Annotated in this window: 10 protein-coding genes, 5 pseudogenes and 2 other annotated features; of the genes and pseudogenes, 9 read left to right on the top strand and 6 right to left on the bottom strand. The window is 37.7% G+C overall.

Translation table 11 applies throughout. From position 1 onward, the window contains the following. Positions 1 to 64: 64 nt before the first annotated feature. Complete coding sequence (gene cynS / locus AC4CU3_RS18585; protein ID WP_000628076.1) at positions 65 to 514, top strand: cyanase; 450 nt, start codon at positions 65 to 67, stop codon at positions 512 to 514. Between the two features lie 78 nt (positions 515 to 592). On the opposite strand, the pseudogene AC4CU3_RS18580 reads toward cynS, so the two are convergent. Together AC4CU3_RS18580 and AC4CU3_RS18575 are read right to left on the bottom strand one after the other, a co-directional pair. Then, positions 593 to 700 (bottom strand): annotated as a pseudogene (locus tag AC4CU3_RS18580) (metallophosphoesterase); the annotation flags it as partial. A 49-nt stretch (positions 701 to 749) separates the two neighbouring features. Next, positions 750 to 1998, bottom strand: a pseudogene (locus AC4CU3_RS18575) (IS3 family transposase). Beyond that, positions 1607 to 1723: a sequence feature (AL1L pseudoknot), on the bottom strand. It overlaps the preceding pseudogene by 117 nt. Between AC4CU3_RS18575 and AC4CU3_RS18570 the strand changes: the two are divergent. Beyond that, positions 1967 to 2194 (top strand): integrase core domain-containing protein, encoded by a 228-nt coding sequence (locus AC4CU3_RS18570; RefSeq protein WP_094148895.1) that lies wholly within the window; start codon positions 1967 to 1969, stop codon positions 2192 to 2194. The pseudogene AC4CU3_RS18575 and the gene AC4CU3_RS18570 overlap by 32 nt on opposite strands. A gap of 280 nt (positions 2195 to 2474) precedes the next feature. On the opposite strand, the gene AC4CU3_RS18565 is transcribed toward AC4CU3_RS18570, so the two are convergent. After that, positions 2475 to 3647, bottom strand: coding sequence for a replication initiation protein (locus AC4CU3_RS18565; RefSeq protein ID WP_004763141.1), 1173 nt, complete (start codon positions 3645 to 3647; stop codon positions 2475 to 2477). A gap of 899 nt (positions 3648 to 4546) precedes the next feature. Between AC4CU3_RS18565 and AC4CU3_RS18560 the strand changes: the two genes are divergently transcribed. The 4 genes and pseudogenes from AC4CU3_RS18560 to AC4CU3_RS18545 all read left to right on the top strand — a co-directional run bounded on the left by AC4CU3_RS18560 (position 4547) and on the right by AC4CU3_RS18545 (position 7785). Next, positions 4547 to 5323: a ParA family protein gene (locus tag AC4CU3_RS18560; protein WP_063454627.1), complete on the top strand. Its 777-nt coding sequence runs from the start codon at positions 4547 to 4549 to the stop codon at positions 5321 to 5323. 18 nt (positions 5324 to 5341) lie between these two features. Then, complete coding sequence (locus tag AC4CU3_RS18555; protein ID WP_004763138.1) at positions 5342 to 6253, top strand: ParB/RepB/Spo0J family partition protein; 912 nt, start codon at positions 5342 to 5344, stop codon at positions 6251 to 6253. A gap of 105 nt (positions 6254 to 6358) precedes the next feature. After that, a pseudogene (locus AC4CU3_RS18550) lies at positions 6359 to 7325 on the top strand (IS481 family transposase). 13 nt (positions 7326 to 7338) lie between these two features. Beyond that, positions 7339 to 7785, top strand: a complete 447-nt coding sequence (locus AC4CU3_RS18545; RefSeq protein ID WP_279045359.1) for a hypothetical protein — start codon at positions 7339 to 7341, stop codon at positions 7783 to 7785. A 127-nt stretch (positions 7786 to 7912) separates the two neighbouring features. On the opposite strand, the gene AC4CU3_RS18540 is transcribed toward AC4CU3_RS18545, so the two are convergent. After that, complete coding sequence (locus AC4CU3_RS18540; protein ID WP_279045361.1) at positions 7913 to 8248, bottom strand: gamma-glutamylcyclotransferase family protein; 336 nt, start codon at positions 8246 to 8248, stop codon at positions 7913 to 7915. Positions 8249 to 8261: 13 nt separating this feature from the next. After that, complete coding sequence (locus tag AC4CU3_RS18535) at positions 8262 to 9515, bottom strand: MFS transporter (RefSeq protein WP_279045365.1); 1254 nt, start codon at positions 9513 to 9515, stop codon at positions 8262 to 8264. Between the two features lie 96 nt (positions 9516 to 9611). On the opposite strand from AC4CU3_RS18535, the gene AC4CU3_RS18530 reads away from it, so the two are divergent. Next, positions 9612 to 10523 (top strand): LysR family transcriptional regulator, encoded by a 912-nt coding sequence (locus AC4CU3_RS18530; protein ID WP_236770387.1) that lies wholly within the window; start codon positions 9612 to 9614, stop codon positions 10521 to 10523. A gap of 159 nt (positions 10524 to 10682) precedes the next feature. Here the strand turns inward: AC4CU3_RS18530 and AC4CU3_RS18525 are convergent. Next, positions 10683 to 10919, bottom strand: a pseudogene (locus AC4CU3_RS18525) (EamA family transporter RarD); the annotation flags it as partial. 171 nt (positions 10920 to 11090) lie between these two features. Between AC4CU3_RS18525 and AC4CU3_RS18520 the strand changes: the two are divergent. Together AC4CU3_RS18520 and AC4CU3_RS18515 are read left to right on the top strand one after the other, a co-directional pair. Beyond that, entirely contained in the window at positions 11091 to 11333 is a 243-nt protein-coding gene (locus AC4CU3_RS18520; RefSeq protein ID WP_096902449.1) for a type II toxin-antitoxin system RelE family toxin, read from the top strand. 172 nt (positions 11334 to 11505) lie between these two features. Beyond that, positions 11506 to 12741, top strand: a pseudogene (locus AC4CU3_RS18515) (IS3 family transposase). Further along, positions 11781 to 11897, top strand: a sequence feature (AL1L pseudoknot). Its footprint overlaps the pseudogene before it by 117 nt. Positions 12742 to 12812: the final 71 nt, after the last annotated feature.

Here is a 12812-nt window from a genome sequence, read left to right as displayed (position 1 = left end):
GGCATGAGAACTGCATTAATGAAAATTCACATAAATGTATTTCAAAAATAATCTGGAGATTTTTATGATTACCCATCGTCAACAAGTAACTGACATGATCATTTCAGCGAAAGTTTTAAAGTCAATTAAATGGGCAGATGTCGCCAAAGAAATTGGTCTTTCTAAAGAATGGGTAACGGCTGCCTGCCTGGGACAAATGGCATTTAATAAACAGCAGGCAGAGAAAATTGGTCAGATTTTTGACCTTAGTGATGAGGCAGTAGCATGGCTGCAAATTGTACCTTACAAAGGCTCTTTACCAACCAGTGTGCCTACGGACCCTTTAATTTACCGCTGGTATGAAGTTGTAAATGTATATGGTTCGACTATTAAAGAGCTGATCCATGAAGAATTCGGTGATGGCATTATGAGCGCAATCGACTTCAGCATGGATATTCAGCGTGAGGAAAACCCGAACGGTGACCGGGTAAATGTCGTATTGTCTGGCAAGTTTTTACCTTATAAAACCTATTAATTAATCGTTTGATAAAGCCATCATATTGATGCTTTTCATTTCTTCGTAAGGAGATCTTTTATATCACCGTCTTTATCCTTATTTAATTTTGACTATACACAGCTTCTGGGTATAAGAGGAACCGACATCAATATAGTGACAGTTATCAATCTGGGTATGTTTTTTCACAATGGTATGCCCTAAATAGGTTTTGAACTGAACCGTACCGGGTTTGTCGGAGACTTTTTTATTTAAGTTAGGCCACCTGACCTAACGGGTTAATCTTATCATAGTACATTGCTTCAAACTCAAAAGGCGATACATAACCCAGTGCACTGTGTACACGCTTTTTATTGAACCAATCTACCCAGTTTAGTGTCGCAAGTTGTACATCTGCTAAACCTTGCCAATCTGCTTTTAGATATTCAATCACCTCTGTTTTGTATAAGCCATTCACCGTTTCAGCCAGAGCATTATCGTATGAATCACCAGTCGTACCGACTGATGCTCGTAAATTTGCTGCTTCTAAACGATTGGTATAGCGAATGGAAAGATATTGCACACCTCTGTCGGAATGATGAATCACATTCTTTGGCATGCCTAGATCGTGCAATGCTTGCTCCAATGCATCGAGCACCATATCTGTATTCATTCGTGTAGATACTTTCCAGCCAACAATTGCTCGTGAGAATACATCAATAATAAAGGCGGTGTAGACCCAGCCTGAATTTGTTTGAATATACGTAAAGTCACTGACCTGAGAAGCACTGCTTCGCAAGGGTCAGGATGATCAGCAGTAAAATTACGTTTCACTAAATCATCTGCCCGTTTTTGGTCATCTCGGCTACGGGTGGTTTGTTTGTTCTTACCTCGCCAAACACCTTGTATACCTAGCTTTTTCATTAATCGAGCAACAGTACAGCGTGCAATAATATAGCCTTCACGTTTCAGTTTTTGCCAGACTTTACGTACACCATACCGACCTGAACTTTCCTTCCAAATTCGTTTAATCTCCTCAGCATGATGCAAGTCATGTAAATCTCGCTTTGCTCGATGTTCCCTTGCGAAGCAATGCTTCTCATCGCAGAGATCTAGAGTCCGGTAATAGGTTGAAGCTGCGATCGGTAAAATCCTACAAATCGCATCAACACCATATAAGTCTTTATTGTTATGGATGAAATCCACCATTATTTGTGTGGGCGGTCGAGCTCCGCCTGGGCGAAAAAAGCGGCTGCTTTACGTAGAATTTCATTGGCACGCTTTAATTCTTTAATTTCACGTTCCATTTGCTTCATTTTTTCTTGATCAGATATCTGTTGTACTTTAATAGGATTTTGCTGATCTAAATGCTTTTGATGCCAGGCACGAAGTGTTTCAGGAGTACAACCAATCTTAGGCGCAATTGCTGTGATTGCAGCCCAAGTAGAAGGATAATCTTTTTCAGATTCAATCAATAATTGAACCGCTCTTTCTCTGATTTCAGGGGTATATTTTAATTTTGTCATCGGAATAGTCTCTCAGAATATTGAGTCTCCGACAAACCCGGTACGGTTCAGTTTAGCAGATGTACAACTTGCGACACTAAACTGGGTATATTGGTTCAATAAAAAGCGTGTACACAGTGCACTGGGTTATGTATCGCCTTTTGAGTTTGAAGCAATGTACTATGATAAGATTAACCCGTTAGGTCAGGTGGCCTAACTTAAATAAAAAAGTCTCCGACAAACCCGGTACGGTTCAAAGTGACATATTCTCAAATACGGGTATCGGTTTATTTTGTTTAACGATAAAATTAACAACATAACCTTGATCTGTCTTCGTAAGTGTGTGGTTAGGAATGTAAGGATTAGTTTTCATGTTCTACCTTAATGGATGAATAATTTGTTCATAGGTCTAATAATTAGCTATCAAAATATGAAGTAAACTGATATCAATCTTATTTTACACCTTATAGTGAAAAGTGTAGCAAGTTGCTACACAGTCATATAACGTCTTTTCCAAATATTTCATTCAAACGTTTTCTATTTTCTTTTACAAAATTTGGATTATTTTTTAGTTTATATTTCATTTCTCGCTTAAATTCACTCATTGAACTGCCAGCTACAGCAAAATCCATTTGGAACATAATATCATTCACTATCACATTTGCTTGAGATTCAGTTAAGCACCCTTCTGTCTTAAACCACTTACTAAACTGTTTATAATTTGGGTCGTTTGCATAGATGTACCAAGACCTTACAGTCATATCGAACTTCGCACCTAATTCTTTAACAAGCGCATTATCATCAAAATTGACGTCTAAATAGATTTGAGTCTTATCATTAGTATTAGATGCAATGACTTCAGTGGCGTGCCTATTAAGAATTTTAAATCGAACTCCGACAATAGGTCGACCTTTCTTGATGGTATCGTATTGTAATTGAAGACTAGTCCTATCATTAATTTCTTCAATAATTTTGTCTAAAACGTATCGTCTAAAATCAACCCAACGATCATATTTTTTCTCCCCAATATCAATTAATGCTTTGATATTCTCCAGTGAAAGTTCAACCTCATAAGAATCTTGATTAGCATACTTAAATTCATTTTTGATAAAGTATGAATACAAACTCATACTGGTTACGGAGTCCAAAGCAAATAAATCTTTCAATTGATAAGTCGTAAAATTTCCATTTGCTAAACGAGTAAAATATGGCAGTACTTCACTGGTGAAACGTATCTGCAAAGCATTTTTAGCATCATCTTCCCAACGGAGTTCACGAATAATTGGAACTACTGAGTGTACTTTTTTAACTTTACGCTTATTATCATCCACGGGCTCTTCAATTACAAAATGAGCTACTCGTGATGATAATTCTTTATAAATACGATCAATAGCAACATTAATGGAATTCTTTTTGTCTAATCCTAATAATTCACCTAAATCATCTTTATGCAAATAAATATAAGTTTGCTCTGTAATTTCACGATCTTGATTATTCTTCTCACCATAATTTGCAACAGCCATTGCATAAAGTAGAGCTTTATACTCATTAGATGATAATTCAATGGGTCTAATCAGACGGTTACTTGTACTGACTACTCCATTATGTCGAATATTACCAATACAATAAGGTAGATGTTCTAATTCTTCTGGTTCGTTGTGATTACTCATAAGTGGAAAGATTAAAATATTTTCTATATGTTATACACAAAAGTGGAAGAAGATGCAAACCGCTCACTATTTTCACTTTCTTATATTAAGTTTACTCAGTTTATGACCATCAAACACCCTAAGAGTGGAAGAAGTGTCACTATAAAAGTGCAATTTAGATACTATTCAATCTTATGGTGGAATAAATATAGAATTAAACACTTATAAGTGACAATTCTTCCACCTTTGATAGTTCATCCTTGTCGATAAAGCAATTAACTTGAAAGTAGGACTAGCCTACAACATATCTAAAGTGGAATTACTCCATAAATATTCCACCACTCAAGTGACAAACCTTCCACCATTCAGATATTCTTGACTATCAAACATCATGTTATCAATTAAATTTTAAACAAATAGTTTATCCACAGAATCAAAAACATCTAATGACAAGCCTTCCACCTTTATTCTAAGATAAGCAAACTTATCAACACCATAAACAATTGAATTATAATATTTTAAACTAAAAAATCCACGTTAAAATAAATCATAATGACAAGTCTTCCACCATAGTGACAAGTCTTCCACTTATCAGTGACAGACCTTCCACTCATTAGTGACAAGCCTTCCACTTGTCAGTGACAGACCTTCCACTTATCAATGACAGACCTTCCACTTATTAGTGACATGTCTTCCACTTTAAAAATCATATCTATTTGTTTTTAAACAAATAAAATATGTCTAATTATAATTAACTAATTAACTAATTAATACTAATTAAAATTAGCTAGCTATATTTTTAAAAAAGTTAAATTTTTTTCCACTTCTTTTAAATTTAAAAATATGACAAAGGAACTGTAGCAAGTTGCTACAAATAACTTTATATTAAATGAAATCAAAGTAAATTCCTTAATACAAATATGTCAACTAAAATCATTGCTGTAGCTAATCATAAGGGTGGTTGCGGGAAAACAACTACCGTAGTACATCTTGCTTCAGAACTTGCTGAATTAGGAAATAAAGTCTTAGTCATTGATCTTGATCCACAAGCAAATGCAAGTTTACATATAGGATTAAGACACCCTAGCGAAGTTGAAACTACATCAGCTGAATTACTTATTGGTGATATAAGTCTATTATCGGAAGCATTAGAAGAAGAAACAAAATTTAAGAATGTTTCCTTAATATATGGCTCATTAACTCTTGGTAAAACTGAAGATCAATTGAAAGATGATGTACCAAGACCATCCGAGGAACTTTCAAATAAATTGGAAATTCTAGAAGGATTATATGACTACATTCTTATTGATTGCCCTCCGAGCTTAAAATTACTAACTAGCAATGCTTTAGCTGCTTCGACACATGTTATTGTCCCAATTGAATCTGGTTCACAATACGGTCTCTATGGTGTTACTGATTTAATTAATCATTTAAGTAAAATTAGAAGAGTTAACCCTAAATTAGAACTCTTAGGTGCTTTATTAATTAAACATGATGAGCGTCATAATGTATGTAAATTAATAAAAGATGAAGCTTTTAATCAAGTTGGAGAATTATTGCATACCACAATTCCAATGAGCACTAAGGTTAATCAAGCTGCAATTTTGCAACAACCTTTATTATCTGTTGATAAAAACTCAAAAGTTAGAAAAGCTTTTGAAAATTTAGCACAAGAAATTGTTCAACGTGTCGGATAATATAATTCTGGAAATACTATGGTAAGTAATAAAGAGCTATTGGCTAAACGTCTTCAGCAAAATACTCAAAAGCATCAAAATGCCCAAAAGGAGCATATAAAAGATGTCAAAGAGCTAAGACGTAATGTACAAATTACAGATATTCAAGCTAGTCCGAACCAGCCTCGAAAACTTTTTAATCAACAAGATATTGAAGATTTAGCAGCATCAATTGAGGAAATAGGGCTATTACAACCAATTGCGGTTCGTAGAATAAATGATAAATATGAGTTGATTGCTGGTGAAAGACGATTGAAAGCTCACCAATTTCTCAATAAGAACACCATTGAAGTAATCATTATTGATGCATCAGATGAAGAAGTTGCTTTATTAACATTAGCTGAAAATTTAAAGCGAGAAGACCTGACAGATTATGAAATATATGTTGGATTAACTTCTTTGGATGAAAAATTAAAAAAAAATAAGCAGAAGTTAGCAAAGTCATTAGGTATGAATCGTGAAGATATGTATAAATATTTATCTTTTGAAAAATTACCTGGAGAGTTAATTGAAGATTTGGAAAAACAGCCGTCATTATTAGCACGGACTGCTGCTACAGCAGTGAAAAAGTTTCTATCAGATCATGAAGAAAACCATGAATATGCTAAAGAAGCATTATTCGAAGCCTGGTCATATCTGCTTAAAAAAGAAGTTGAACAGACAAAATTGGCATCACTAGCTGAAAAAATCTTTAAGTCAAGAGAAACGAAAGATGTTATTCAAACTTCAATTGTACATAAAATTGAATATGATGGGAAAGTTGCTGGTAATATCAAATTTGACCATAATACATTAAAGGTATCTTTGAAAATCGGACAATTTGATGATCAAAATTTACAAGAATTAGAAACGTTCCTAAAACGAATGTTAGAAAAATATAATAAAAAATAGTGTAGCAATTTGCTACACTATTTTTTTGTAATTGGGAAAAATTATATAGGTTTTTAGCCCAGATTTTAATGGTGCAATATTCTCAGATAAATGGAAGGAAGCACTATGGGACAAGTTCTACACAGCAGCGCCACAACGACACAGGCAGTGCGTCGAGCAATACAAAATAGTCAAGAGAGCTTAAGAACGCTAGCCAAGCGTTACGGCATCAATCAAAAGACCGTCGCAAAATGGAAGAAACGTACTTCAGTAGATGATCTTACAACCGGCCCAAAGAATCCTCGCTCAAGCGTGTTATCGCCTGAAGATGAGGCGGCAATTGTTGCTTTTCGAAAACGCACTTTATTGCCGCTAGACGATTGCCTTTATGCATTGCAGCCGAGTATTCCTTATCTGACACGCTCGTCGTTACACCGCTGCTTGCAGCGGCATGGTATTTCACGAATGCCTGAGGTACAAGGTGATCGCCGTTGTCAAGAAGCGCTTCAAGAGCTACCCTATTGGTTACTTTCATATCGACATCGCTGAGATGCAAACAGCACAGGGTAAGCTTTATCTCTTCGTTGCCATTGATCGCATTTCCAAGTTCGCGTTCACTGAATTGCATACTAAAGCCAGTAAGATGGCAGCCGCGGAGTTCCTACGCAATCTGATTAAGGCTGTGCCCTATAGAATCCATACGGTGCTAACAGATAACGGCATCCAGTTCACGAACCGCACCTGTGATCGCTACGCCTCTGAGCACATCTTTGATCGGGTTTGTACTGAATGTGGCATTGAACATCGTCTTACCAAGGTTAAGCATCCATGGACCAATGGACAGGTCGAGAGGATGAACCGAACGATTAAAGAAGCTACTGTCAAACGGTTCCATTACGACGATCACACTCAGCTATGCATTCACCTTGCTGATTTTATTGCTGCATATAACTTCGGCCGTAGACTCAAAACACTCAGGGGCCTGACTCCCTACGAATTCATCTGCAAACAGTGGACAGATGAACCTGAACTTTTTAAGATTGATCCGATCCATCAAATGCCGGGACTAAACACTTTTCATCAAACTGAGTGATAGTAGTTTTGTCGTGGGGGGGGATGATGCTAATTTACAGCAGCTTGCTCAGCAACTCGAATTGCGAGGAACACGTTTTGTTAAACGCTTGAATGTTACTATTGCATCGCATACCGTATGTATGGATGCTGCAGTTCAGCCGTATCGGCAAGTTTTACAGCAGCAAGATTTTGCTCGTTTATGCACGGCCATGATTAGTGGTTCGGGTGGACATAAGTTTTTTAAGACCACAGATGCAGTGAACGCGCTAATTCACCAAATGAATCATGCGATTAATTGGGATGCCTGTTTAAGTGCAATACAAGAAAATCAGCCTGATTTTGTCTTAGAAATTGGGCCGGGCAATGCCTTAAGTAAAATGCTCTTGGAACGTAGTCCAAATTGTATTGTACGTGCGGTGGATGATTTTAAAAGTTGGTCTGGGTTGAAGGCATGGTTAGAAAAACAGAACTTTGCATGAATTTGATAATGCGTATCAAGGATTCAAAAATTAGCGGTACTTGAATATTAGGAATAACATTCAAATACCGCACAATTTTTCGATGTATGCACAACATTTATACGCTAACGATATGATGTCATGCTTTTTATGTATTTGGGTTTAACGCATAAACATAAGCCTGTTGTATTTGCCCATTTTCTAAAGTGACTTCAGTTAAAACACGCTGATATTCACTTCCTTCAAACTCATCTAAGCTGTTCCACAGCGTATCTAATTGCTCTGAACTAAATATATCTCCATCAACAGTTTGTCCATCTGGACTCAGCATCAGCCCAGGAAAGCCAAGCTCGGCCCCCCAACCGGCTTCTTTAAGCAAACCTTTCACAGAGCCTTTGCGCCATGTACCGCCAATCACTTCTAAAATATGAGCATTGGGTTTATTGGGGCCTAAGGTGCCGTAGACAAATAAGTGTTGTTGCATGATGTAAATATTCCTAATGGGTAACAGATGGAGAATGAAGCGGTTTTATTGAAAAAATAACGATGAGTGCAATTAGAATCAGAAAAATATTTAATATAACGATGCCATTCCAGCCATGGCTTTGCCAGATATTTCCACCATAGGCACCCACAATGCTTGAACCCAAATAATAAAAAAGCAGATATAAAGAAGTAGCATGACCTTTGTTGGATGTTGCGAGCTCTCCAACACGACTGCTGGCAATGGCATGGGCAATGAAAAAGCCAGTGGTCACACAGCCAATCCCGAGAATAATTAAAAACAACGAGGCAGAAAGAGTGAGTAGCACGCCTAAGAGCATGCACAAAAAGCCCAAAATCATTACCTGCTTTTTGCCTATTCGGTCTGCAATATTGCCTGCAATCGAAGAGGAAATAATACCTAAACTATAAGATAAAAAAATGAGGCTAATCTGGGTTTGGCTTAAATGATACGGTGCTGCAAACAGTCTGAAGGTCACATAATTAAACAGCGTGACAAATACACTGGTGAGTAAAAAGCCAATCCCATAGATTTTTAACAGCCGTGTATGACTTAAGTGTGCATACCATGCATGTAGATGGAACTTAAAAGAGATACCTTGTTGGGCAATGAAATTTCGTGAATTGGGTAAGAGTTTCAAAAAACCTAATGCACAGAACAGACAGATGCCGCCGAGAATCGCCATGGAGATACGCCATGAGAAAAACTCGGTCAAAATACCCATGCCAACACGTCCCATCATGCCGCCAAATGCTGTACCTGCAATATACAGCCCCATGGTTTTACTTAAATTTTTAGGACTAATTTCTTCTGCAATCCAAGCCATTGCAACAGCGGGAACTCCACCTAGAACAAAACCCTCTAAGCTTCTTGAAAGCATGAGAACATGCCAACTCGGTGAAACCGCGCATACCACATTGAGTATAGAAGCCAAAAGCATAGAGAAAAACATGAGGCCTTTTCTGCCCAATGTTTGTGAAAAGGCACTGGATAGCACGATCGACATAGCCAAAAAGCCTGTGGTTAAGGACAGTGCTAGAGCACTTGCACTGGGTGCAATATGGAAACTCTGACTTAAGTTCGGTAGTAAGGGTTGTACGCAATAGATCAGTGAAAAACTGGCAAAGCCCAACAAAAACAGCGCCATGCCCGCTCTTTTATACTCAACTGTACCTTGGCTGATGGTCTGCGGAATCGGCTGTTGAGGGGTAGACCAATCTTCTTCTAATGAAGAGCTCAGTTTCATGACTTGGCGGATTTAAAATGGAGAGAAGCTGTATTTTAAGAACTACATGCATATATGTATAATATATATAACTCAATAATGGTATAGCTTTAATATATGGAGCTGCGCAATATTCAATATTTTATTGCTATCGCGGAAGAGCAAAGTTTCTCTAAAGCGGCCTTACGTCTCGGCATAAGTCAGCCGCCGTTGAGTATGCAAATTAAAAAATTGGAAAGGGAAATTGGCGTTGAACTTTTTTATCGATACTCTCATGGTGTAGCTCTGACACCAGCAGGGGAAACTTTTCTTAAAATGGTTTTGCCTGTTCAGAACCAACTAAAAAATGCGGTGAAATTGACCCAAAGTACGGCAAATGGCGAATTGGGAGAACTACGCCTCGGCTTTACAGGCACCTCAATTCTAAACTCTTTGATTCCAACTGCCATTCAAGCATTTCAACAGCAATACCCTCAGGTGAATTTGGCATTAAAAGAAGCCAATTCTTTAATTTTAATTGAAAGTTTATTGAATAATGAATTAGACATTGCAATTGTACGACCACCTGCACAGTATCCTAAAGCCATTACGATTCGTAATTTGATCGATGAAAAATTGATTGCTGCCTTACCGATTCAATATCCCACAGAAGATGAGGTAGTAGATTTGGCAGAATTTAAGCATGAAAGCTTTATTGTCTCACCACCAGAGGTGAGTGCAGGGCTGTATGCCGCGATTTTAAATAGCTGCCAACAGCATGGCTTCACGCCTAAAATTGGACAGCAAGCCCCTCAGATTGTTTCAATTTTATCGTTGGTTGCGGCGAATTTGGGCATTTCTTTGGTGCCTGAATCTACCCAACAGCTCAAAATTGAAGGGATTAAATATAAATACCTGAAGAATAAGACCGCGACAATTGGACTCGGTATTGCGTTTAAGGCGGATTTGCATAGCCAACCTGCAATCAACTTTTCCAGTTTATTGAATAGTATTGTGAGGCAGCATCATCATTTAAAAGGTTCACTGTAATTCACTCTATGTCATTTTAAATATGAATTGTCAGCACGTCACTCACTGAGTCAAATAGCCATTTAAATAAGATCAGAAAGTCAGTTCTCGATTCAGCACCAAAGCATGTCTAGACGGCTAAATTTAAGTAATCTAGAGGAAAATATGCATAAAAAATGCCTATGTTGCAAGTTTACGATTCTTTTTAAAGCTGCGTAATCCTTCAAGCATGAGGGTAAAAACTGCGAGCCAAATGGCGATATAGGTTGGCCATTCTGCTGAAGTAATGCTTTCCCCTAAGGCGATTGAAACGGCCACTAACAGTATTGGTTCAACATAAACCAACAGTCCAAACAGGCTTAAGTTTAAATGCAGGGCAGACAAGGACTGAAATGCTAAAGCCGACGCACTAATAACACTAAATATAAAAAAAGTGGAAGAATAATTTACTAAGTTATTGTTTTTATGTTTATGCTTGTTTTATATGTGTATGAGAATAACTTCTGATTACTAGTTTTTACCTGAAATATACCGATTGAAAGATTCTGATATGTGCTGAAAAAACAGGAGGTTTTAAATTGGTAAACTATACATACTCATCATGATTTTAAGCAGCCATTGAAGAAGAAGTTGATCAAGGTATTGGAGAATCCTCGCATTCCCAAAAACAAGCTGTCAGGACATCCTAATCGCTACAAGATCAAAATTCGCAGCATTAGTTATCGTTTGGTTTATGAAGTCATTGATGATGAAGTAGTTGTCCTCGTGATTGCTGTAGGCAGACGTGAAAACAATGCTGTCTATGATGATGCCAACTCTCGTCATTCATAAATGATGTAATGCCCATAAGCTGATAGTGTCTATGAAAACACTCAAAGTAGGTAAGTTTCAGTAACATACTCATCTTATTCGGTAACGACAGTCAGTTTCCTGTCCGAGCTGAACCTAGTAAGTGAACCGTACCGGGTTTGTCGGAGACCATTTTTCTTGAGAGAATGTCCCAATGACAAAACCAAAATATACTCCTGAAATCAGAGACAGAGCGGTTCAATTATTGATTGAATCCGAAAAAGATTATCCTTCTACTTGGGCTGCAATCACAGCAATTGCACCTAAAATTGGTTGTACCCCTGAAACACTACGTTCCTGGCATCAAAAATATTTGGATCAACAAAATCCAGTTAAAGTACAGCAGCTTTCAGATCAAGAACGTATTAAACAGCTCGAACGTGAAAATAAAGAGCTGCAACGTGCCAATGAAATTCTACGCAAAGCAGCCGCTTTTTTCGCCCAGGCGGAGCTCGACCGCCCACACAAATAATGATGGATTTTATCCATAATAATAAAGAGCCGTACGGAGTCGAGGCGATTTGTAGGATTTTACCTATCGCACCTTCAACTTATTACCGGACTCTAGATCTCTGCGATGAGAAGCATTGCTTCGCAAGGGAACATCGAGCGAAACGAGATCTACATGATCAACATCATGCTGAACAGATTAAACGTATTTGGAAAGAAAGTTCAGGTCGTTATGGTGTGCGCAAAGTCTGGCAAAAACTAAGACACGAAGGCTATGTTATTGCACGTTGTACAGTTGCTCGATTGATGCAACAGCTAGGTATACAAGGTGTTTGGCGTGGTAAGAATAAACAAACAACGCGTAGCCGAGATGATCAAAAATCAGCAGATGATTTAGTAAAACGCAATTTTAAAGCTGATCATCCTGATCACTTGTGGGTGGCCGACTTCACGTATATTCAAACCAATTCAGGCTGGGTCTATACCGCATTTATTATTGATGTGTTCTCACGAGCAATTGTTGGATGGAAAGTATCAACACGGATGAATACCGACATGGTGCTCGCTGCACTTGAGCAGGCATTGCATGATCGAGGAATGCCAAATAACGTGATTCATCATAGTGACAGAGGCGTACAGTATCTTTCAATTCGCTATACCAACCGTTTAGAAGCAGCGAATTTACGAGCATCAGTCGGCACTACGGGGGATTCATACGATAATGCATTGGCTGAAACAGTGAATGGGTTGTACAAAACAGAGGTGATTGAATATTTAAAAGCAGATTGGCGTGGTTTGGGTGATATACAACTTGCCACATTAAATTTGGTAGATTGGTTCAATAAAGAACGTATACATAGTTCACATAGGTTATGTATCACCTTTTGATTTTGAAGCGATGTACTATGATAAAATTAACCCGTTAGGTCAGGTGGCCTAACTTAAACAAAAAGTCTCCGACAAACCCGGTACGGTTCATTTTATATACTCTAGGACTTACGCACTATCATT

Source organism: Acinetobacter sp. 802_lipA (assembly GCF_058242885.1).
Note: the sequence above shows the minus strand (reverse complement) of the source record. Positions and strands in the feature narration are given on the sequence as shown.

Coding starts and splice junctions, on each gene's coding strand:
- AC4CU3_RS18555 (WP_004763138.1), top strand. CDS start 5,342: ATGGTAAGTAATAAAGAGCTATTGGCTAAACGTCTTCAGCAAAATACT.
- cynS (WP_000628076.1), top strand. CDS start 65: ATGATTACCCATCGTCAACAAGTAACTGACATGATCATTTCAGCGAAA.
- AC4CU3_RS18560 (WP_063454627.1), top strand. CDS start 4,547: ATGTCAACTAAAATCATTGCTGTAGCTAATCATAAGGGTGGTTGCGGG.
- AC4CU3_RS18565 (WP_004763141.1), bottom strand. CDS start 3,647: ATGAGTAATCACAACGAACCAGAAGAATTAGAACATCTACCTTATTGT.
- AC4CU3_RS18535 (WP_279045365.1), bottom strand. CDS start 9,515: ATGAAACTGAGCTCTTCATTAGAAGAAGATTGGTCTACCCCTCAACAG.
- AC4CU3_RS18530 (WP_236770387.1), top strand. CDS start 9,612: ATGGAGCTGCGCAATATTCAATATTTTATTGCTATCGCGGAAGAGCAA.
- AC4CU3_RS18540 (WP_279045361.1), bottom strand. CDS start 8,248: ATGCAACAACACTTATTTGTCTACGGCACCTTAGGCCCCAATAAACCC.